Below are 21537 nucleotides of genomic sequence, written 5' to 3'. Positions count from 1 at the left end.
CGAAATGGTAGCGCAGCCGATGTCGAAGAAACGTCGGTTGCGCGGGCTGGAGCAAGGCTTTTGTATCCGATTATTTATGGGCGTGGGCCCGCATTGCCCGCAAGCTGTTGTACCTGATTATCCATGGCGTCCTGGTGAATCTGCGCCAGCATCCAGTCGATAAACACCTGGGCTTCGGGGGCCGCATCACTGGCCAGCGCGTAGTAATAGCGGGTCAGGGGCTGACGCAGGTCCGGCAAGGGGCAGATCAGGCGGCCGCTGGCCAGGTCCTTGGCCAGCAACGATGCCGGGCACAGCGCCAGGCCCAGCCCGTCGACGCAGGCCTGGAGCACGAAGTGCATATGGTCGAAATGCAAGGTCGGCGAGGTGCGCAGCGGTTTCAGGCCGCAGTGCTCCAGCCACTTCTGCCAGTCGCTGGCGCGGGTGCGGCTGACCAGCAAGGTATGTCGCGACAGATCATCGGGGCTGTTCAGTGCTGTGCTGTGCAACAGCGACGGCGCTGCCACCACCAGGATTTCGTCTTCCAGCAGGCGTTGGGGTTGCAGCGTGGTTGCCCAGCCCGAGCGCCCGCGGCGAATCACCAGGTCGAAGGTTTCCTTGGCGGGATCGGGGAGCAGGGTGCTGGTCACCACCTCCGGCTGGATCTGCGGGTACAGCGCCATGAACTGCGGCAAGCGGGGAATCAGCCAGCGCACCGCGAAGGACGGCCGCACATTGATGGTGACCTTGCGCAGGGCCGCGCCGCGGCGCAGGGAGGCGGCGGCATTGGCGATCTGGGCCAGGGCCACGCTGACCTGCTCATGGAAGGCTTGCCCGGCAGGGGTGAGCACCGACTGGCGGATGCGCCGCTCGAACAGCAGCACCCCCAGGTGCTCTTCCAGCAACTTGATATGGCGGCTCACCGCGCTGTGGCTCACATGCAGTTCTTCGGCGGCGCGGCTGAAACTCTCGTGGCGAGCAGCGGCGGCAAAGGCGCGGACGGCGTTCAGGGGCGGCAGGTCAGTGATCATGTGTCTAATTTAGTCACATGTATGGCGCAATTAAAGCGTTTGTCAGTGCCGCAACAGAAGGTCACGCTGAACGCCGTTCATGACCTGCCGGTTTGCCTGCCATGCCCGATACCCACGCCCGCACCACCGACAAGGCTTCCGCCCGCGCCGCCTCGATCCTCGGCCTGTGCCTGCCCGGCGACACCTTGCTCTACCTGTTGCTGCCCATGCAGCACGAGGCCTTCGGCGTGACTCTGGCCGAAGCCGGCCTGTTGCTGGCAGCCAACCGCCTGGTGCGGATCTTCGGCTATAGCCATGTGATGCGCTTCTACGCCCGCCGCGGTGATCGCCCGGTCTGCGTGCTGGCCGCCGCCACCGCCGCCCTCTGCGCCCTGGGTTACGCCACCTTGTCCGGTTTCTGGTGGCTGCTGCTGTTGCGCCTGGGCTGGGGCCTGACCTACGCGGCCCTCAACCTTTCAACCCAGGTTATGGCCACCGCCGAGCCCACGGGCGCCGCCCGCCGCACCGGCCGCTCCCGGGCGCTGATCGCCACCGGGCCGATGCTGGCCTTGCCCCTGGGCGCGCTGGTCAGCGTCGAATATGGCCCGCGAGTGATCTTCCTTCTTATGGCCCTGACGTCGCTGGTCGCCCTGCTCCTGGCCTTCGGCCTGCCGAGCAAACCCCATCCACTGGCCAGTTCCAGCCGCCGTTTTCAGCGCCCCGACAGCGTGGCGCTATGGTCCTTTATCGAAGGGCTGGTGCTGGATGGTCTGTTCATCATTGGCCTGTCGCTGCAGGCCGAGCAACTGATGGCGGGCAATGCGGTACTGGTGGCGGGCGGGCTTCTGGCCCTGCGCTACGTTTCGGAAATGCTCCTGAGCCCCCTGGGCGGCCTCGCTGCACAACGCTGGGGCGCAACACGGATGTTGATCGTCTTCTCCCTGCTGACCTCTGTGGCCCTGGTGGGCTTTGGTTGCCATTGGCTGATTGTCGGCGGCGCCCTGGTGCTGGTGTTGCGGGCCCTGCAATTGCCGTTGGTGGTCACGGTGGTTGCACAGCGGCATCCGGGGGCGGGCAGGGTGCGAGCCCTGGCGGCCAATGCGGTGTGGCGGGATATCGGCGCCGGGGTCGGGCCCTTGATCGCCGGCTTGCTGCTGCCGATGGCGTCCACGGTGTGGGTGTATTCGCTGGCGGCGGGGTGTCTGGCGGTGAGTGCGTTGGCGTGTCGAGAGGTTGGTGTTCGTGGGGAGGCGGGCAGACAGGCGTCTGCCGAAGAGACTTAGGGGCGCCTCTGTGGCCACGGCCAGTCAGATCAGTTAGCGGAGTTCTGTAGGGGCGAGCTTGCGCGCGATCGTCACGAGCAAGCTCGCCCCTACAGGCCTCAGGCCGAGGCCTTGTGTTCTTCTCCGCGTTCAATGCTCTGCGGCTGGCCCTGCTCGATCACCCAGCGCAGCAGGTCGGTCACCGACACCCGATGCTTGCGCTCCACCCACTCCATGCCCTCGGGGCTGTAGTGCTCGCTGTAGCGGGTCAGCACCAGGTGATTCTGGTCTTCAGACATGCGCAGGCTGACTTCGCGGCAATGCAGGCTGGCGTTGTCGAGCTTGGTCACGCGTTGCAGCAGCATCAGGGCGTGTTGTTCGCAGGTGGGCACGGGCAGCTCCTTTGCGGCAAGAGGGGCTGGGGCCGAGGCGGGTTTGAGCAGGCGCATGGTCAGGGTTCTCCAGCAAGGGGAAGCCGATGCTGGCAGGTGAACCTTGCGCAAAGATGTCTGCTTTATTGCGTGGCTGAAGGTTTGTTACCACGTTGAAATATATGACGGGCCGCGCCGAATGGTTTTAGATAACGGCTCTTTCCGACCTTGAGTGATGCCTGCTGGTGAGCCGTCTTTTGATCGTGGACGACGACATTGAAGTCCTCGCTCTGCTGAAGAAATTTTTTGTCCAACAGGGCTACCATGTGGTGGTGGCCACCGATGGTGCGTCGCTGTGGGCGGCTCTGGAGCGGGAGGTGCCGGACCTGATCATCCTCGACCTGATGCTCCCCGGCGACAACGGCCTGACCCTGTGCCAGCGCTTGCGCCAGCAGCACGCCACGCCGGTGATCATGCTCACCGCCATGGGCGAGTTGAGCGACCGGGTGGTGGGCCTGGAGATGGGCGCCGACGATTACCTGAGCAAGCCCTTCGATGCCCGCGAACTGCTGGCCCGTGTGCGGGCGGTGCTGCGCCGGGCCGGGGAGAACCGGCCGATGAGCGCGGACGTGCCGCGGCCGCTGATCAAGTTCGCCGACTGGCAGCTGGACCTGACTCGCCGTGAGCTGCGCTCGCCGGACCAGGTGATGATTCCGCTGTCGGCGGGGGAGTTCGACCTGCTGCTGGTGTTTGTCGAGCACCCGCAACGCATCCTCACCCGCGAGCAGTTGCTGGACCTGGCCCGGGGCCAGGCCCATGACGCCTTCGATCGCAGCATCGATGTCCAGGTCAGCCGCCTGCGGCGCAAGCTGGAGTTCGACACCAAGCGCCCGGCGATGATTCGCACGGTACGCAACGGCGGCTATCTGTTCACCCCCAGCGTGACCCGCCAGTGAAGCTGATCAAGCCTTTGTGGCGTTATCGCCTGCGCGACACCGTGGCGCGCTGGATCGCCCTGACCATCATCATGGCCATGCTCACGGCCCTGGCGTTCAATGCGCTGTTCGTGCAGTTGGCCGGGGTCTGGGCTTATCCGCCACTGGCGGAAACCGGGTTGCTGGAGAAGTCCGCGGCCATCGTGCGCATGGTCGAGGCCTCGGAGCCGGGCCAGCGCTCGCGGTTGGCGGCTTCGGTCAGCACCGATCACCTGAGCATTGTCTGGCAGGCGACACGGCAGGGCCTGGATCTGCCGCTGCTGGAAGACTCCGAATACCGCGACGGCTCCGAGGCGTTTCGCGCCTTGCTCGGCCCACCGCAGCGGCATATCGAGGCCTATCAGCCCAGCGACTGGCGAAGCGACCAAGGTCGCTACGCGCTGCTGGTGCAGTTGAGCGACCAAAGCTGGCTGATGTTTTCTTCGGCGTCACGCAGTTGGGGGCTGGAGGAGGGCACGCGCAACCTGATCGTAATTGCCCTGGTGCTGATTTCCACCGGCCTGGTGGCCTTGATTGCCACTCGCCGGCTGGCCAAGCCGCTGCAGCAGTTCGCCCAGGGCGCCCGGCGCTTTGCCGTGGACTTTCGCGCGCCGCCCATCGATCCGGTGGGGCCCCACGAGATCCGTCAGGCGATTCTTGCCTTTAACGCCATGCAGGCGCAGTTGCAGCACTTCATCAAGGACCGCACCCAGATGCTCGCGGCCATCTCCCATGACCTGCGCACACCGCTGACCCGCATGCGCCTGCGCGGTGAGTTCATCGAGGATGCCGACCAGCAGCAGCGCCTGTTCCGCGATGTGGATGAGATGCAGGCGATGATCAATTCGGCCCTGGAGTTCTTCCGCGACGATGCGCGGCTGGAGCAGGCCACCCATTTCGACCTGGCCGAACTGTTGCAGACCCTGGTGGACGACTACCGCGACCAGTCCATGGAAATCCTCTTCACCGGGCCGCCGCGTCTGGTGTATTGCGGCCGGCCCCTGGGGCTCAAGCGGGTGATGACCAACCTGCTGGACAACGCGCTCAAGTACGGTGCGCAGCCAGCCATCGCGCTGGAACAGGGGGCGGATCAGGTGCGGGTACGCGTGCTCGATCGTGGCCCGGGGATTCCACCCGAGGCTCTGGAACAGGTGTTTGCACCATTCTTCCGGCTGGAGAGCTCGCGCAACAAGAGCACCGGCGGCGTGGGCCTGGGGCTATCGGCAGCACGGGCCATTGTCCGCGAACACGGCGGCGAGTTGCGGCTGTTCAATCGTGAAGGCGGTGGGCTGGAGGCGCGGGTGGAGTTGCCGCTGTAGCCGCTGCCGCAGTTGAGGGTTTGCGTCAGAGCTCCATTGCCTCCTGCCCTGGCCCGCTGGGCTTTTTTTCAAGCTGCCCGTAGCGTGACTTGCGCCATCCTGCATTTGCAGGATGGTTTCTGCCCTGATGCGCCGGGATACTCGATCAGGCACTACCGCGCCCCTGGGCGCACCCTCGCCGAAACCGATAACAACAAGAACGGTGGGCACCATGAACGCAACCCTGGTCGTCCGGAACGCGCCTGCCGCCTGGACATTGATCGATCCGCCTGTGCAGTACCTGGCCCCGGGCCAAGGTTCTGAACATCACGTCTTCCGCTGTTCGTCCACTGGCATGCGCCAGACATCACGGCCTCAAGCGCCGCCCTGAGTTTGTCCTTCCTGCAATCGCACTTCTCTGTCTGTGGCCTCTGTCGCGGGCCGCTATTGCTCGTCCCAAAGAAAGGATCTGCTTCATGACTGGTAAACCTTTAGCCATGCTGGGCGCTATTTTGCTGATCGTCAGTCTTGGCACTCATGCGGCGCAGCCGCCGGTGCAGCCCTACCTGGCGCCTCAGGCGCTGGATCTGGCGGCCTTCCTGCCTCCACCACCACTTGCCGGCAGCTCCGAGGACCGCCAGGACCTGGAGACCGTACTGCTGGTCCAGGGCCAACGCACGCCGCAGCAGGTGGCGCAGGCCAAACGCGACGATCATCTGAGCGACGCGGTATTTCCCTTTGCCGGGGAGATTTTCGGGCCGCAGTTCACTCTCGACCGGCACCCGCTGACTGCGCAGTTCTTCCGCCGCACCCTCAAGGACCTGGTGCAAACCCTGATGCCTACCAAGGCCCATTTCGCCCGCCCCCGGCCTTATGAGCTGAGCGCCGAGGTAAAGCCGGTGCTGGCGCCGCCGATGGGCGAGTCCTACCCCAGCGGGCACACCATGGATGCCTACCTGAGCGCCATTCTCCTGGCGCGAATGGTCCCGGAAAAGCGTGACGAGCTGTTTGCACGGGCCGCTGCCGCGGGGCAAAGCCGAGTGGTGGCCGGGGTGCATTACCCCACGGACCTTGAAGGGGGGCGGATCTCGGCGGTGGCCCTGGCCGTCGAGCTGCTGCACAACCCTGAGGCCCTTGACGACTTCAACCGGGCCCGGCGCGAACTGCGCGCCACCCTGGCCCTGGATTGACCTCCTATCCCTGAGCGCCGGCTACGGGCGGCGCTCCTTCACTGACAAGGAACAGTGCCATGTCCGTGTATCGCACAAGCATTGTGCTGCTGGGGTTGTGGCTGGGCCCGGGTGGTATCAGCCAGGCTGGAGATGAGGACTGGGAGGAGCTGTTCACCGAGGGCGAGGCCCGGATGTTTTTCGATAACCAGTACTTCGCCCGGGATTACCGCAACGGGCCCAACAACAGTGGCCGTAACCGCTACAAACCGCGTAGTGAGCGCAATGGTTATCGCCAGGAGTGGGGCCAGTCGGTGCAGCTGTATTACCGCTCCGGTTTTACCCCCGGGCTTCTGGGCCTGGGGTTCGATGCCTTTGCCATGCAGGCCTTCAAGCTCGACAGTGGCGGTGGGCGCACCGGCACCGGCACCCTGGCGCTGGACGGCAAGGGGCATCCGCGGGACAGCCATGGCAAGGTTGGCGGTGCCCTCAAGCTCAAGGTGGCCGAGGCACAGCTGCGTTATGGCAATTTCACCACCCAGGCGCCGGTACTGGCGGCCAACAACAGCCGGATCATTCCCGGGATGGCCTACGGCTGGCAGTTACAGCGCGACTGGGACGGGCTGAGCCTGGAAGCGGCGCGGCTGAGTGCCTTGTCCGGCCCCACCGAAAGCAAGGCCCGAGGCGGGATTTCCACGGTATACGGACGTTTGTCCGGGGCGCGGATCAATATCGACAGCGCCCAGTACCTGGGGCTGAACTACAGGGGCGAGCAATGGCGCGGGGCTTATTACCTGGGGCAACTGGAGGACGTCTGGACCCAGCATTACCTCAACCTGGGCCACACCCTGGAACTGGCTGACGAGCGCAGCCTGAGCAACACCTTCAACCTGTATCGCACCCGGGATAGCGGCGCCTCGTTGTTTGGCCCCATCGACAACCTGATCGCCTCCCACGCCCTGGCGTACCGTTTCGATGCCCATCGCTTGACCCTGGCCTACCAGCGCTCGTTTTCGGATACCCCGTTCGACTACATAGGTTTCGGAGACGGCCAGACCGGGCAATCCATCGTCCTGGCCAACTCCGCGCCCTATTCGGATTTCAACGGGCCACGGGAACGCTCCTGGCAATTGCGTTACGACCAGCGCCTGGCCTGGCTTGGGCTGCCGGACCTGAACCTGGGGCTGCGTTATCAGCGGGGCTGGGGAGTGGATGGCAGTCATGCCCCGGCCAACAGCATCTACCGTGGCCTGTATGGCGAAGATGGGCGTCATCACGAAACCGACCTGGATTTGAGCTACACCTTCAGCAGCGGTTCGCTGAAGGGCCTGCACCTGCGGGCCACGCAGATCTGGCACCGAGGCAACAGCGCCCAGGCCGATGGTTCCATCGACCAGTTGCGGATTCGCGTGCAGTATCCGCTGGCGCTGTTCTGAAGGGGCGGGGTGGGACTCAGGACCAGTCGAAGCAGAACAGCACCAGCCCTTCCACCGGTTCGTAGAACATCACGATCAGGTCGGCGCCGCTGATTCCGTAGTGGCTGGCCGGTACGCTGAGCGCGTGCTCGAAGCGCCGGCCAGCGGGGCTCAAGGGCCAGACGTCGATGTCGCCGCTGTCATCCGTGGCTTCGACGATATCCATGGGAAATTCCACGGTTTCCACCCAGTTGCCATAGCCCTCGGCGATGCCGGCCATCTGGTCGATGAAGGTCATGTGGTAGTCGCTGTCCTCCGGCCAGGTCAGGCGGCCGAGTTCCTGGTAGCGCTGGCGCGAAGCCTGGTAGGTGGCGTGCTCTTGGGCGTAATGGCGTTGCAGGCTGGCCCGCACGTTGCGCCGGGGCTCGGGCAGATCGGCATTGCCCGGGTGCAGGAAGAAGTAGCGCGGGTCGCCGCACAGGCGGTAGCGGCCGTTCTCGATCTTGAAGCCGATCCAGTTGGTCTTCAGCAGTTCGCTGCCAAAGCCGCAGTCTGCCGTCAATTCGCCTACCAGCCCCTCATCGGGTTCGATGGGGCTCAGCAGGTGCAGGCGCCCGGACCAGCCGGGGTTGATCAGGTTGGCGTCGATGGACAGCAGCGGCAGCAGGTGCTCGGCCAGTTCCTGCTGGTCGGCGACGAACACCTCCTGGGCATCGGGGTAGGCGACGGCGCCGGCCGGCAGTTGGGTGCATTCCGGGGTCTGGATCGTGGGCATACAGCGGGTCCTTGCTCAAACGGGAACAACAGGGAAAGAAGGCCGCGCCTCAGGCGCGGCTGTTACGGAAACTGCCGGGGGTAATGCCCACCACCTTCTTGAAGGCGCGGGTCATGTGGCTCTGATCGAAGAAGCCGCAGCTGAACGAGGCTTCCGCCAGGCTGGCGCCGGTGCGCAGCAGGTTCTGCACCTGGGCCACGCGCTTCTGGATCTGGTAGCTGTGGGGCGAGACGCCGACGGTCTTCTTGAACACGCGGATCAGGTAAAGCGGGTCCATGTCCACCAGTTGCGCCAGTTCTTCCAGGGGAATGTGCCGGGCGTATTCGTCTTCGAGCTTCTTCTTGATGAACTTGACGGCGCTGCGCTCGGCGCTGGCGATGGCGGCAATGGGGGCGCCGCTGCGTTCGAAGAGTTGGGTCACCAGGTCCAGGAGGATGGATTCGCGCTCCAGGCTGGGTGGGGAATTTTCGATGATCTGGTGTTGCTGGAGGAAGGTCAGGGCAAAGCTGGGGTCCAGGTTCAGGGCATTCTGGAACAGATGGATGTGCTCGGCGCCGAAGCGGCCCTGGAAAATCACCCGGTTGACCCAGCCCGGGTCGAGGTAAAGCATGCGGTACATCCAGCCCTGGTCATGCCCGGGGAGGCCGTCATGAATTTCCCCCGGGGTGATGGTGACCACACTGCCGGCGCTGCCCAGGTAGTAGCTGCCTCTATAGAAGAGTTTTTCCACCCCGCTGCTTATAACGCCTACTGCATACCGATCATGTGAATGCCTGCCAAAAGACTGAGTACTGTAACGCGCCGATAACAACTCACAGTCGCCTTCTGGTATTCGCCAAAACTGCACGAAATCCTTGTCTGGCCTAAAGACTTTGCCGGGTTGGTGCTCATCCATGAGTTTGTCCAGTTTTGTGCAATACGTTGGAAAAGAGGGCCGCTAAATTTAGCACCCATTTCACAACGCGAGCTAGGGGAAGTGATGCCTACAAAACTAGTTATTGGGGATTACAAAAAGTCTTCATGGTCATTTCGTGCATGGCTGGTTCTTGTAACGGCAGACGTCTCCTTCGAGACCCTTCAGGTCAAGCTGGAACAGGATGACACCCGCCAGCAGATCCTGCGCTATTCGCCCTCGGGCAAGGTGCCGGCACTGCTGCTGGACAAGGTGGTGATCAACGACAGCCTGGCCATCTGCGAGTACGTTGCCGGTGCCTATCCGGCGGCCAACCTGTGGCCCCAGGACCCGCTGGTCAAGGCCCAGGCCCGCGCTGCCGCGGCGGAAATGCACTCCGGGTTTGTCAACCTGCGTACCCAGATGTCCTTCGGCCTGAACACCGGCGATACCCCCGAGCCGCTGACCGCCGACACCCAGGAAGAGATCCAGCGGATCTTCGACATCTGGACCAACCTGCGCCACGCCAGCGGCTCCAAGCAGTTCCTGTGCGGCGACTTCGGCATCGTCGATGCCATGTTCGTACCGGTGGTGTTCCGCTTCCGTCGTTATGGCGTGGCGGTGCCGGCACAACTTCAGGCTTATGTCGAACAAGTTCTGGCCTACCCGCCAGTACAAAAGTGGCTGAAGTTGGCTGCGGAAGAAGTTTGAAAAAGCCGAACTAGTTATAACGAATAACGCTAACTAAAAATTAATGGCTATTTGACGGAAGGCAGAAAAGACCCTGGTGTTTTTTCTGCTTTTTCGAGTCTGACTTTTGTTGCAGGAAGGGGAATTTATGAGTGTTCATAAAGTGACTGCCAAGGATGTTGGCCGTGAAGGGCAAGTTTACGACGTGATCGGCATCGGTTTTGGCCCGGCGAACATCGCCCTGGCCATCGCCATGGAAGAGATGGAATTTGCCGGCACCCGGCTGTTTCTCGAGCGTCACGCGAGCACTCAATGGCAGCCGGAGATGATGCTCTCCGGCAGCGATATCCAGAACCACCCGAGCCGTGATCTGGTAACGCCGCGCAACCCGCGCAGCCGCTACACCTTCACCAACTTCCTGTTCGAGAACGACCGCCTGTTCGAACACCTGAACCTGGGCCTGGAGTTCCCCCTGCGCAGCGAGTTCGCCGAGTACGTACGCTGGGTTGCCGGCTTTTTCGCCCGGGACGTGGCCTACAACCAGAGCGTGAGCCAGATCCAGGTCGACCCGGCCAGCAACCTCTACACCATCACCACCCAGGCCGGCGTGCAGTATCAGGCGCGCTCCGTGGTCCTGGCCCCGGGCCGCACCCCGGTGATTCCGCAGGTGTTCGCCAACGCCGCGGCGGACCGGGTGTTCCACCTGACCCAGTACCTGGGGCGCCTGGCCAGCCTGGCGCAGAAGGGTGAGCTCAAGCGCGTGGCGGTGGTCGGCGGCAGCCAGAGCGCCATCGAAATCATCCTGCACCTGCGCCACACCTACCCGAACCTGGAAATCGTCAGCGTGCAGCGCGGCTACGGCTTCCGCCTCAAGGACACCAGCCAGTTCAGCGAGCACGTGTACTTCCCGTCCTTCGTCGACCAGTACTACAACAGCTCCGCCGAGGCGAAGAAGAACATCAACCGCCACCTGCACTACACCAACTATTCCGCTGCCGATGCTGACGTAATCAAGGAACTCTACGTGGGCATGTATGAGGACAAGCTGCAGGGCCGCGAGCGCGTGATCATCAAGGGGCTCAGCGAGATCCAGGGCTGCACGCCGGACGGCGAGGGCTACAGCCTGTCGCTGCGCAACAGCAGCACCCACGCCATCGAGGAGCTGGGCGGGCTGGACGCGATCGTCCTGGCCACGGGTTTTCGCAACCTCGGCACCGGCCCCCAGGAAGAACGCTACCCGGCGATCCTCAAGGACCTGGCCGAACACCTGGAGAGCGACGCTCAGGGCGTGATCCGCATCGGGCGCGACTACAGCCTGGCCGCAGCCAAGGGCAGCCATCTGCCCGCGTTGTACCTCAATGGTCTGTGCGAATCCTCCCACGGCTATGGCGATGCCGGCTCCTTCAGCCTGCTGTCGCTGCGCTCGCGGGACATTTTCAACTCGCTGAACCAGCAACTGGGCCTGGCCCAGGCTGCAGAAAAGATCGCTTGAGCCGCTGCATCGAATCCTGAACCTCGACCCCTTTATGTGAGCAGGCAGCAATGGATATTTCAGAAATGGATGAGTTGGGCGTATTTGCGGATGTGGAGTCTTCGGCGCGCAGTTACTGCCGCAGCTTTCCGGTGGTCTTCGACCAGGCCCAGGGCAGTCATCTGTATGACCTGAAAGGCCAGGCCTATATCGACTTCCTGAGCTGTGCCGGGTCCGTGAACTATGGCCACAACCCCAAGGCGGTGAAGGCCGCGGTGATCGACTACCTGCAACGGGACGGCATCCAGGCCGCCCTGGACATGCACAGCCGGGCCAAGCAGGAGTTCATCTACAACTTCCGCAAGATCATCCTGGCGCCCCGGGCCCTGCCCTACAAAATGCAGTTCACCTCGCCCACCGGCACCAGTGTGGTGGAGTCGGCGGTCAAACTGGCGCGCAAGGTCACCGGGCGCCGGCACATCGTGGCCTTCACCAACGGCTTCCACGGCATGTCCAACACCTCCCTGGGGCTGACCGGCAACCGTGACAACCGCCAGCCAGGGGTGGATCCCTATGTGTTCCGCATGCCGTTCGACGGTTACCTGGAAGGCCTGGATTCCATCGCCTACTTCGAGCGCCTGGTCAAGGACAACAGTTCCGGCATGGACCTGCCGGCAGCGGTGATCCTGGAAACCATCCAGGGCGAAGGCGGGATCAACGTGGCTTCGGCAGAGTTTCTCCAGCGCCTGCGCCAGCTGACCGCCGAGCACGGCATCCTGCTGATCGTCGACGACATCCAGGCCGGCTGCGGCCGCACCGGGACCTTCTTCAGCTTCGAGCCCTCGGGCATCACCCCGGACATGGTGTGCCTGTCCAAGTCCCTCAGCGGCTACGGCTTGCCGTTCGCCCTGCTGCTGCATCGCCCGGAACTGGACCAATGGTCCCCTGGCGAGGACAACGGCACTTTCCGCGGCAACACCCTGGCCTTTGTCGCCGCCACCAAGACCGTGCAGGAGTTCTGGAGCGACGACCGCCTGGTCAAGCACATCCAGGCCAACGAAGCACAGCTCAAGGAGTGGCTGGCTGAGGTGACCGAACGCTTCGCCGGGCATATCAAGGATGTGCGCGGACGCGGGCTGTTCTACGGCATCGAGTTCCACGACCCGGCCCTGGCCGCCGCGGTGATGCGTGCCTGCTTCGCCCGCCGCCTGATCATCGAGCGCTGCGGTCCGGTGGACCAGGTACTCAAGCTGATGCCGGCGCTGACCATCAGCAGCGAAACGCTGCAGGCCGGCCTGGCGAGCATTTTCGACGCCATGCAACAGGTGCTGGAGCAGGGCAAGTTAAGTGACCCGGACCAGGACGTCGATCCTCTGGTCTTCATTAATGGAGTCGCGCATGTCGACTAATACCAACCGCGCCATCATCGAGCTGACCATTGGTGGCTTGATGCTCAGCCTGTCGGCGCTGGCCGTGGCCTTTGCCCACATCGGCGCCGGTGGGGCCGGGTTCTACCGCATGCTGTTCGCCTCGATCCTGTTCTTCCTGCTGCTCAAGGTGCGGCGCATCCCGGTGCTGCTCAAGAGCGCCAAGGCGCAGCTGTACACGGCCCTGGCCGGGGTGTTCCTGGCCATCGACCTGGTGCTCTGGCACCAGAGCATCTACATCGTCGGCCCGGGCATCGGCTCGATCCTGACCAACTGCCAGGTGTTCTTCATGACCCTGCTGGGGCTGTACCTGCTCAAGGAGAAGCCGTCGATCTACTTCCTGATCTCCATCACCCTGGCGTTTATCGGCCTGTACCTGTTGCTGCTGCCGGAAATGACCAGTGCAGTGGGCATCAAGGGTGTGGTCTATGGCGTGCTCTCGGGCCTGGCCTACGCCATTTGCGTGTATTTCCTCAAGGTCAACACGCAGTTGCCTGACGGTGGGGGCGACAAGATCGCACAGATGCTCAACCTGAGCCTGTGGGCCGCGCTGGTGCTGCTGGTGTATGCCCTGGCCATGGGGGAAAGCCTGGCCATCGTCGATGGGCAGACCCTGGTGATGCTGATCATCTATGGGGTGATGGTGCAATTCGTGGGCTGGTTGCTGGTCAACCGCTCCATCGGTGCCATCAGCCTGGGCCTGGCGGGGCTGATCCTGCTGCTGGAGCCGGTGATCACCTACTTCGTCGATGTGGCGTTTCTCGGCAAGGCCAGCTCGGCGCTGCAGATCGCGGGTGCGCTGCTGACCATCTTTGCGGTGTACATCGGCTCTATCAAACCACCGGAGAAGGTGACGCCGGTGACCGAGGCTGCCTGAGGCCTCGAGCTGATCCAGTGCTCTGATTCATAGATCCGCTCGACTTTTGCTGCGCACAGACCCGCCTGTCTGCGCGCAGTTTTTTTGCCCGGAATTCAGGCCGACAAGGCCAGGCGCGTGGCTCGCGGATCTGTCGCAGCCTGGGCCTGGGTGCCTTCATCCTCTTCCAGTACCCGCGAGGCGCGGCCCACCAGCAATGGGTCCGGGGCGTGGGCGACTTTCAGGTCCTTGCCCGGGTAGTCCAGCTCGTGCAGGAAGTGGCGGATACAGTTGATTCGCGCGCGCTTCTTGTCATCGGACTTGATCACCGTCCAAGGGGCATCGGCGGTGTCGGTGTGGAAGAACATCGCCTGTTTGGCGGCGGTGTACTCGTCCCACTTGTCCAGGGACTTGATGTCGATGGGCGAGAGCTTCCAGTGCTTGAGCGGGTCGTCCCGACGGGAGATGAAGCGGCGCAGCTGTTCTTCGCGGTTCACCGAGAACCAGAACTTGAACATCAGGATGCCGCTGTTGCACAGCATGCGCTCCAGCTCCGGGGTCTGGCGCATGAACTCCAGGTATTGCAGGGGCGAGCAGAACTCCATCACCCGTTCCACCCCGGCGCGGTTGTACCAGGAGCGGTCGAAGAAGACCATTTCCCCGGCGGTGGGCAGGTGCTGGATATAGCGCTGGAAGTACCACTGGCCCTTTTCCTGTTCCGAGGGCTTTTCCAGGGCCACGATCCGCGCGCCGCGGGGGTTGAGGTGTTCCATGAAGCGCTTGATGGTGCCGCCCTTGCCAGCAGCGTCACGGCCTTCGAACAGCACCACGATGCGCTGCCCGGTTTCCTTGACCCAGCTTTGCACCTTGAGCAGTTCGATCTGCAGTTCGTTCTTGGCCTTTTCGTACTCGGCGCGGCGCATGCGGTTGCGGTACGGATAATTGCCCGGCAGCGCAGCGGACACGCTGTCTTCGTTGGAGCCGCGCGGCGCGCTGGCCACCTGCAGGGCCATGGGCTTCTGGCTGATGGCGCTGATTTCGGCCTCGGCGGCTTTCACCGGTGCAGCCTTGCTCGCTGTGCGTGGGCGACGCGGGCGCGGCGTTGCGGGTTTGCGCGGGGTGCTCTTGGCAGGGCTGGCGGAGCTGGCTTCCGGCAAGGCTTTGGGCTGGGTGCGGAGGGTGGATTCTTCACTCATATAAGGAGGGCCTGTGCGTCTCGTTCAAATGTTCACTTACAAGTGTATGGCCCTCAAACGTCGGCTCTTTGACCTCCATCAAGGATGTGCCCGAGAGATGCTTGTATCAGGCGCGCGGGGCCCTGGCGCCGGCTACGGAAGCAATTCCTGCTGATGCACCGCGAGCCTCGGGAATCCAATGCGAGTGTCGCCCCTGGCAGGGGGAGCGACATTCCTCGGAACCTGCATGGAAGGATGCTGAATATGGATACTGATACCGTTGTTCATTCAAGCCGCCGTCGTCTGGCGCGTCGCTGGCAAAATCTGTTGCTGCTACTGGGCCTGGGTGCGCTGGCGCAATCGGCGCTCGCCATCAACGTGGCGTTTGACGGCTCCTGTGCCACCCAGGCTGACCGTACCGCGGTGAGCAATGCCGTGGCCGTCGCTACTACCTGGTCGACCAATGCCTACAACCAGGTCAACAACAATGAAGCGACCTTTCGCCGCAATCAGGACCTGGCCTACCGGACCTGGTTCGGTACCTTCAGCCAGGATCGCTACCAGCGGGTGCGTGCAGTGCTCGACGGGGTGCGTTTCAAGCTCAACAGTGGCAACACCCTGACGGCCTATTGCCGGGTCAACCCGAATGACCCTTGCGACGCGCCCGGGGATATCGCCGCCACCTACGTCAACGCCCGCGGGGACGTGCAGGCCTGGTTCTGCACGGCATTCTTTGCCCTGCCGCCGCGCGTGGGTTTCGATACCCAGGCCGGTACCGTGGTGCATGAACTGACCCACTCCATTGGCCACACCACCGATATCCCCGGCGCCTACGGCGTGGCGGGATCGCAGAACCTGGGAGCCAACCGCCCGAGCGACGCGGTGGAGAATGCCGACAACTACGAGTACTACGTGGAGGACTTGTACGACTGAGCAGGGCGGGAAAGAGGCCCGCAACGGGAGGTGTGCGTCGTGCTGGCACTTTTCTGCAGGCGAAAAAAAAGACCTTGGATTTCAAGGTCTTTTTCATGTTTGGTGCCCCGAGGGAGACTCGAACTCCCACTTCTTGCGAAAACGGATTTTGAATCCGCCGCGTCTACCAATTCCGCCATCAGGGCTCAATGGCGGCGAAGTATAGAGAGGCGCTTACCGTTGGTCAATCGGCTTTCATGGTCAATTTTTGCTTAATCCGCTAAACTTTCCGGCCCTGCTAGACGAACCCCATCATGCGCGTTGCTGACTTTACCTTCGAGCTTCCTGATTCGCTGATCGCCCGCCATCCACTGGCCGAGCGTCGCGGCAGCCGTCTGTTGACCCTGGATGGGCCAACCGGCGCCTTGGCCCACCGTCAATTCACTGATTTGCTTGAGCATTTGCGCCCGGGCGATCTGATGGTGTTCAACAATACCCGGGTGATTCCGGCCCGTCTGTTCGGTCAGAAGGCTTCCGGCGGCAAGCTGGAAATCCTCGTCGAGCGGGTGCTGGACAGCCACCGTGTGCTGGCCCATGTGCGCTCCAGCAAGTCGCCCAAGCCTGGGTCGAAGATCCTCATCGACGGCGGTGGCGAAGCCGAGATGCTGGCGCGCCATGACACGCTCTTCGAGCTGGGCTTTGCCGAAGAAGTGCTGCCGCTGCTGGACCGGGTCGGGCACATGCCGTTGCCTCCTTATATAGACCGTCCGGATGAAGGCGCCGATCGCGAGCGTTACCAGACCGTGTACGCCCAGCGCCTGGGCGCGGTGGCGGCACCGACCGCCGGGCTGCATTTCGACCAGCCGCTGCTGGAGGCCATTGCCGCCAAGGGCGTGGAGACCGCGTTCGTCACCCTGCACGTGGGGGCTGGTACCTTCCAGCCGGTGCGGGTCGAGCGCATCGAAGATCACCATATGCACCATGAGTGGCTGGAAGTCGGCCAGGACGTGGTGGATGCAGTTGCTGCGTGCCGGGCTCGCGGTGGCCGGGTGGTGGCAGTGGGCACCACCAGCGTGCGCTCCCTGGAAAGCGCCGCGCGCGATGGCGTGCTCAAGCCGTTCAGTGGCGACACCGACATCTTTATCTACCCGGGCCGGCCGTTCCATGTGGTCGATGCCCTGGTGACCAACTTCCATCTGCCGGAATCCACGCTGTTGATGCTGGTTTCGGCGTTCGCCGGCTATCCCGAAACCATGGCCGCCTATCGCGCCGCGGTGGAAAATGGATACCGCTTTTTCAGCTACGGTGATGCGATGTTCATCACCCGTAATCCCGCGCCGACCGCTCCCAAGGATCTGGCCCCCGAGGAAACTGTATGAGTCGCACTTGTCGTATGTCCTTCGAGCTCCTGGCCACTGATGGTAAGGCTCGTCGCGGTCGCCTGACCTTCCCCCGCGGCACGGTGGAAACCCCGGCCTTCATGCCGGTGGGCACCTATGGCACGGTCAAGGGCATGCTGCCGCGGGATATCGTCGCTACCGGCGCCGAAATCATCCTCGGCAACACCTTCCACCTGTGGCTGCGCCCGGGCACGGAAGTGATCAAGGCCCACGGTGACCTGCATGATTTCATGCAGTGGAAAGGCCCGATTCTGACCGACTCCGGTGGCTTCCAGGTGTTCAGCCTGGGTGCCATGCGCAAGATCAAGGAAGAGGGCGTGACCTTCGCCTCGCCGGTGGACGGCGCCAAGGTGTTCATGGGCCCGGAAGAGTCGATGCAAGTGCAGCGCGACCTGGGTTCGGACATCGTGATGATCTTCGACGAATGCACGCCGTACCCGGCTGATGAAGACGTGGCGCGGATCTCCATGGAGCTGTCCCTGCGCTGGGCCCAGCGCTCGAAGAATGCCCACGGCGACAACACCGCGGCGCTGTTCGGTATCGTCCAGGGCGGCATGCACCAGGACCTGCGCATGCGCTCCCTGGAAGGCCTGGACAAGATCGGCTTCGACGGCCTGGCCATTGGCGGCCTGTCGGTGGGCGAGCCCAAGCATGAAATGATCAAGGTCCTGGACTACCTGCCAGGCCAGATGCCAGCCGACAAACCTCGTTACCTTATGGGAGTTGGCAAGCCGGAAGATCTGGTTGAGGGTGTGCGCCGCGGTGTGGACATGTTCGATTGCGTGATGCCAACCCGCAATGCCCGCAATGGGCATCTGTTCATCGATACAGGCGTGCTGAAGATCCGTAACGCGTTCCATCGCCATGATGATTCGCCGCTGGACCCAACTTGTGATTGCTACACCTGCCAGAACTTCTCCCGTGCTTATCTGCACCACTTGGACAAGTGTGGGGAAATGCTCGGGAGTATGCTCAATACCATCCATAATTTGCGCCATTACCAGCGTCTTATGGCTGGTTTGCGCGAGGCTATTCAACAAGGTACATTGGCCGCCTTTGTCGATTCCTTCTATGCCAAACGCGGGTTACCCGTGCCGCCTTTAGAGTAAGTTCTAAAGACGTTAAGACACTAATTCTGAAATTATCGGAGTGTTAAATGAGCTTTTTGATCCCTGCCGCGTATGCGGACGCCGCTGCACCTGCCGCTGCCGGTCCTGCCGGCACTGGTTTCGAGTGGATTTTCCTGATCGGCTTCCTGGCCATCTTCTATCTGATGATCTGGCGCCCACAGGCCAAGCGCGCCAAAGAGCAGAAGAACCTGCTGGGTAGCCTGCAGAAAGGCGACGAAGTTGTGACCACCGGCGGTATTGCCGGCAAGATCAACAAAGTGACCGACGACTTCGTGGTTCTGGAAGTGTCGGACTCCGTTGAACTGAAGTTCCAGAAGGGCGCGATCGCTGCCACGCTGCCAAAAGGCACGCTGAAAGCGATCTAAGTTTCATCTTTTACCAATCGACGGGGCGCGCAAGGCGCCCCGCGTCATAAACGGGCGGCGTGATGCTGAACAAATATCCTCTGTGGAAGTACCTACTGATCCTGGCGGTGCTGGCGATCGGTTTTATTTATTCCGCTCCCAATCTATACCCTGATGATCCGGCCATTCAGGTCAGCGGCGCGAGTACCGCGTTGCAGGTTACTCAGGCGGATCTGGATCGTGCGAGCAAAGCGCTCACCGACGCCGGCATCAACGTCAAGGCTTCTTCCATTGCCGCCAACGGCAAGGGTGGCCTGCTGCGCTTGACCAACAAGGAAGACCAGCTTCCGGCCAAGGATGTAGTGCGCAAGGCGCTGGGCGATGACTATGTGGTGGCGTTGAACCTGGCGCAAACCACTCCGCAATGGCTGCGCAACCTCGGTGCGCACCCGATGAAACTGGGTCTGGACTTGTCCGGTGGTGTGCACTTCCTGCTGGAAGTGGACATGGACAAAGCCCTCGACGCCCGCCTGAAAGTCTATGAAGGCGACGTCAAGAGCCTGCTGCGCAAAGAGCGCCTGCGCTATCGCAGCCTGCCGCAGCTCAATGGCGCCATCCAGCTGGGCTTCAGCGATGAAGACAGTCGTGAGCAGGCCCGTTCGCTGATCCGCAAGAACTTCAATGATTTCGATATCGTACCGGCCGACCTCAATGGCCAACCGGTGCTGCGTCTGGCGATGACCCCAGCCAAGCTGGCGGAAATCCGCGAATACTCCATCAAGCAGAACTTGACCACCGTGCGTAACCGGGTCAACGAGCTGGGTGTGGCCGAGCCTCTGGTTCAGCGCCAGGGTGCCAACCGTATCGTGGTTGAGCTGCCGGGCGTGCAGGACACCGCTGAAGCCAAGCGGATCCTGGGCAAGACCGCCAACCTGGAGTTCCGTCTGGCCGCCGAGCCGGGTGCTTCCAAGGCGACTTCCGAGTCCTTCGAATTCCGTGAGGGCAATCGTCCTCCAGCGCAGATCGAGCGTGGCCTGATCATCACCGGTGACCAGGTGACCGATGCCCAGGCCGGTTACGACGAGCATGGCCGCCCACAGGTGAACATCAAGCTTGATGGCCACGGTGGCGAGCTGATGAACCGTTCGACCCGCAGCAACGTCGGCCGCAGCATGGCGGTGATCTTCATCGAGCAGAAGCCGATCACCACCTATACCAAGCAGGTGGTCGACGGCGTCGAGAAGGACGTGCCGGTCCAGGCGTTCAAGGAAGAGAAGAAGATCATCAGCCTGGCGACCATTCAGTCGCCGCTGGGCAGTCAGTTCCGTATCACTGGCCTCAATGGCCAGGGCGAGTCCTCCGAACTGGCGCTGCTGTTGCGTGCCGGTGGTCTGGCGGCGCCGATGTACTTCGCTGAAGAGCGCACAATCGGTCCGAGCCTGGGTGCTGACAACATCACCAAGGGTATCGATGCGTCGCTGTGGGGCATGCTGTTCGTGTCGCTGTTCATCATCGCCATCTACCGCTTCTTCGGGGTGATCGCCACTGTGGCGCTGGCCTTGAACATGGTGTTGCTGCTGGCCCTGATGTCCCTGCTGGGGGCTACGCTGACCCTGCCGGGTATCGCCGGTATCGTGCTGACCATGGGCATGGCGGTGGACGCCAACGTGCTGATCTTCTCGCGGATACGTGAAGAGATCGCCGCCGGCATGACCGTGCAGCGAGCAATCAACGAAGGCTTCGGCCGGGCATTCACCGCGATTCTGGACTCCAACCTGACCACATTGCTGGTGGGTGGCATCCTCTTTGCCATGGGCACCGGCCCGGTCAAGGGCTTTGCGGTGACCATGTCCCTCGGGATCTTTACCTCGATGTTCACGGCCATCTGGCTGACCCGCGCGATGGTCAACCTGATCTTCGGCGGTCGTGACTTCAAGAAGTTGTGGATTTAAGGGGCTGCCATGTTACGTACTATTAACTTCATGGGCGTGCGCAACGTTGCGTTCGGCGTCACTGTGCTGCTCACCATCCTGGCGTTGTTCAGCTGGTTCCACAAAGGCTTGAACTACGGTCTGGACTTCACCGGCGGCACGCTCATCGAGCTGACCTACGAGCGTCCGGCGGATGTGATGAAGGTGCGTTCGCAGCTGAACGACGCCGGTTATCACGAAGCCATCGTGCAGAGCTTCGGTGCGACCACCGACCTGCTGGTGCGGATGCCGGGCGAAGACCCGCAACTGGGCCACCAGGTGGCTGAAGCGCTACAGAAGGTTGGCGGTGACAACCCGGCGCAGGTCAAGCGCGTCGAGTTCGTCGGCCCGCAGGTGGGTGAAGAGCTGCGCGACCAGGGTGGCCTCGGCATGCTCATGGCGCTGGGCGGCATCCTCATCTATCTGGCGTTCCGCTTCCAGTGGAAGTTCGCGGTCGGTGCCATCGTCTCGCTGATCCACGACGTGATCGTGACCGTGGGCATCCTCTCGTTTTTCCAGATCACCTTCGACCTGACGGTGCTGGCGGCGGTGCTGGCGATCATCGGTTACTCGCTCAACGACACCATCGTGGTGTTCGACCGGGTGCGTGAGAACTTCCGTGTGCTGCGCAAGGCCAGCCTGATCGAGAACATCAACATCTCGACCACCCAGACCCTGCTGCGCACCATGGCCACTTCGATCTCCACCCTGCTGGCGATCGTGGCCCTGCTGTTCTTCGGTGGCGACAACCTGTGGGGCTTCTCCATCGCCCTGTTCGTCGGTGTATTGGCGGGTACCTACTCGTCGATCTACATCGCCAACGTGGTGCTGATCTGGCTGAACCTGAACAGTGAAGACCTGATTCCTCCGGCCAATACCGAGAAGGAAGTGGACGACCGTCCTTGATGGCCTGACCTGTTCCGGCTGTCAGTTAAAAAGGCGCGAGTGTTGAACTCGCGCCTTTTTTTTTGCTCCAAGGCTGGGAGAAGCGCGGGCTTTTGACCCGCATGTATGGTC

Annotated in this window: 20 protein-coding genes and 1 tRNA gene; 15 read left to right on the top strand and 6 right to left on the bottom strand. The window is 62.6% G+C overall.

Going from position 1 to position 21537, the window contains the following annotated elements:
- Positions 1-74: 74 nt before the first annotated feature.
- Entirely contained in the window at positions 75-1010 is a 936-nt protein-coding gene (gene gcvA / locus PFLCHA0_RS24830; RefSeq protein WP_015636892.1) for a transcriptional regulator GcvA, read from the bottom strand.
- A gap of 101 nt (positions 1011-1111) precedes the next feature.
- On the opposite strand from gcvA, the gene PFLCHA0_RS24825 reads away from it, so the two are divergent.
- Positions 1112-2272 carry an MFS transporter gene (locus PFLCHA0_RS24825; protein WP_015636891.1) on the top strand — a complete coding sequence of 387 codons (1161 nt, stop codon included), beginning with the start codon at positions 1112-1114 and terminating at the stop codon, positions 2270-2272.
- 98 nt (positions 2273-2370) lie between these two features.
- On the opposite strand, the gene PFLCHA0_RS24820 is transcribed toward PFLCHA0_RS24825, so the two are convergent.
- Positions 2371-2700: a hypothetical protein gene (locus tag PFLCHA0_RS24820; protein WP_015636890.1), complete on the bottom strand. Its 330-nt coding sequence runs from the start codon at positions 2698-2700 to the stop codon at positions 2371-2373.
- A 167-nt stretch (positions 2701-2867) separates the two neighbouring features.
- Here PFLCHA0_RS24820 and PFLCHA0_RS24815 point away from each other — a divergent pair, with 167 nt between their 5' ends.
- From PFLCHA0_RS24815 to PFLCHA0_RS24800, 4 genes are all read left to right on the top strand, one after another.
- On the top strand, positions 2868-3578 hold the full coding sequence (locus PFLCHA0_RS24815) for a response regulator (RefSeq protein WP_015636889.1): 711 nt from the start codon (positions 2868-2870) through the stop codon (positions 3576-3578).
- Entirely contained in the window at positions 3575-4915 is a 1341-nt protein-coding gene (locus tag PFLCHA0_RS24810) for an ATP-binding protein (protein WP_011063246.1), read from the top strand. Before PFLCHA0_RS24815 ends, PFLCHA0_RS24810 begins: the two co-directional genes overlap by 4 nt.
- Positions 4916-5370: 455 nt before the next feature.
- Positions 5371-6084: an acid phosphatase gene (locus PFLCHA0_RS24805; protein WP_015636888.1), complete on the top strand. Its 714-nt coding sequence runs from the start codon at positions 5371-5373 to the stop codon at positions 6082-6084.
- 59 nt (positions 6085-6143) lie between these two features.
- On the top strand, positions 6144-7499 hold the full coding sequence (locus PFLCHA0_RS24800; RefSeq protein WP_015636887.1) for an OprD family outer membrane porin: 1356 nt from the start codon (positions 6144-6146) through the stop codon (positions 7497-7499).
- Between the two features lie 16 nt (positions 7500-7515).
- Here the strand turns inward: PFLCHA0_RS24800 and PFLCHA0_RS24795 are convergent, their stop codons facing one another.
- Both PFLCHA0_RS24795 and PFLCHA0_RS24790 read right to left on the bottom strand, forming a co-directional pair.
- Positions 7516-8253, bottom strand: coding sequence for a hypothetical protein (locus PFLCHA0_RS24795; RefSeq protein ID WP_011063242.1), 738 nt, complete (start codon positions 8251-8253; stop codon positions 7516-7518).
- A gap of 49 nt (positions 8254-8302) precedes the next feature.
- Positions 8303-9148: a helix-turn-helix domain-containing protein gene (locus tag PFLCHA0_RS24790; protein ID WP_011063241.1), complete on the bottom strand. Its 846-nt coding sequence runs from the start codon at positions 9146-9148 to the stop codon at positions 8303-8305.
- A gap of 84 nt (positions 9149-9232) precedes the next feature.
- Between PFLCHA0_RS24790 and PFLCHA0_RS24785 the strand changes: the two genes are divergently transcribed.
- From PFLCHA0_RS24785 to PFLCHA0_RS24770, 4 genes are all read left to right on the top strand, one after another.
- Positions 9233-9856, top strand: a complete 624-nt coding sequence (locus PFLCHA0_RS24785) for a glutathione S-transferase family protein (RefSeq protein WP_011063240.1) — start codon at positions 9233-9235, stop codon at positions 9854-9856.
- 127 nt (positions 9857-9983) lie between these two features.
- Positions 9984-11327 (top strand): SidA/IucD/PvdA family monooxygenase, encoded by a 1344-nt coding sequence (locus tag PFLCHA0_RS24780; RefSeq protein ID WP_011063239.1) that lies wholly within the window; start codon positions 9984-9986, stop codon positions 11325-11327.
- Positions 11328-11392: 65 nt separating this feature from the next.
- On the top strand, positions 11393-12715 hold the full coding sequence (ectB, locus tag PFLCHA0_RS24775) for a diaminobutyrate--2-oxoglutarate transaminase (RefSeq protein ID WP_019094259.1): 1323 nt from the start codon (positions 11393-11395) through the stop codon (positions 12713-12715).
- Entirely contained in the window at positions 12705-13610 is a 906-nt protein-coding gene (locus PFLCHA0_RS24770; protein ID WP_011063237.1) for a DMT family transporter, read from the top strand. The genes ectB and PFLCHA0_RS24770 overlap by 11 nt, the downstream gene beginning before the upstream one ends.
- A gap of 95 nt (positions 13611-13705) precedes the next feature.
- Here the strand turns inward: PFLCHA0_RS24770 and ppk2 are convergent, their stop codons facing one another.
- Positions 13706-14602, bottom strand: coding sequence for a polyphosphate kinase 2 (gene ppk2, locus PFLCHA0_RS24765; protein WP_161466650.1), 897 nt, complete (start codon positions 14600-14602; stop codon positions 13706-13708).
- Positions 14603-15028: 426 nt separating this feature from the next.
- Between ppk2 and PFLCHA0_RS24760 the strand changes: the two genes are divergently transcribed.
- Complete coding sequence (locus tag PFLCHA0_RS24760) at positions 15029-15697, top strand: M35 family metalloendopeptidase (RefSeq protein ID WP_015636885.1); 669 nt, start codon at positions 15029-15031, stop codon at positions 15695-15697.
- A gap of 100 nt (positions 15698-15797) precedes the next feature.
- On the opposite strand, the gene PFLCHA0_RS24755 is transcribed toward PFLCHA0_RS24760, so the two are convergent.
- Positions 15798-15882, bottom strand: a tRNA-Leu gene (locus PFLCHA0_RS24755).
- 108 nt (positions 15883-15990) lie between these two features.
- Between PFLCHA0_RS24755 and queA the strand changes: the two genes are divergently transcribed.
- The 5 genes from queA to secF all read left to right on the top strand — a co-directional run bounded on the left by queA (position 15991) and on the right by secF (position 21426).
- On the top strand, positions 15991-17055 hold the full coding sequence (gene queA, locus PFLCHA0_RS24750) for a tRNA preQ1(34) S-adenosylmethionine ribosyltransferase-isomerase QueA (RefSeq protein WP_011063226.1): 1065 nt from the start codon (positions 15991-15993) through the stop codon (positions 17053-17055).
- Between the two features lie 14 nt (positions 17056-17069).
- Entirely contained in the window at positions 17070-18185 is a 1116-nt protein-coding gene (gene tgt / locus PFLCHA0_RS24745) for a tRNA guanosine(34) transglycosylase Tgt (protein ID WP_162470478.1), read from the top strand.
- Positions 18186-18232: 47 nt separating this feature from the next.
- Positions 18233-18571 (top strand): preprotein translocase subunit YajC, encoded by a 339-nt coding sequence (yajC, locus tag PFLCHA0_RS24740; RefSeq protein ID WP_015636884.1) that lies wholly within the window; start codon positions 18233-18235, stop codon positions 18569-18571.
- Positions 18572-18633: 62 nt separating this feature from the next.
- Entirely contained in the window at positions 18634-20502 is a 1869-nt protein-coding gene (gene secD, locus PFLCHA0_RS24735; protein WP_011063223.1) for a protein translocase subunit SecD, read from the top strand.
- A gap of 9 nt (positions 20503-20511) precedes the next feature.
- A complete protein-coding gene (secF, locus tag PFLCHA0_RS24730) occupies positions 20512-21426 on the top strand; it encodes a protein translocase subunit SecF (protein WP_011063222.1) in 915 nt (304 codons plus the stop codon).
- Positions 21427-21537 lie beyond the last annotated feature (111 nt).

Source organism: Pseudomonas protegens CHA0 (genome assembly GCF_000397205.1).
Taxonomy (GTDB): Bacteria; Pseudomonadota; Gammaproteobacteria; order Pseudomonadales; family Pseudomonadaceae; genus Aquipseudomonas; species Aquipseudomonas protegens.
This window is presented reverse-complemented; position numbering and strand designations above follow the sequence as displayed.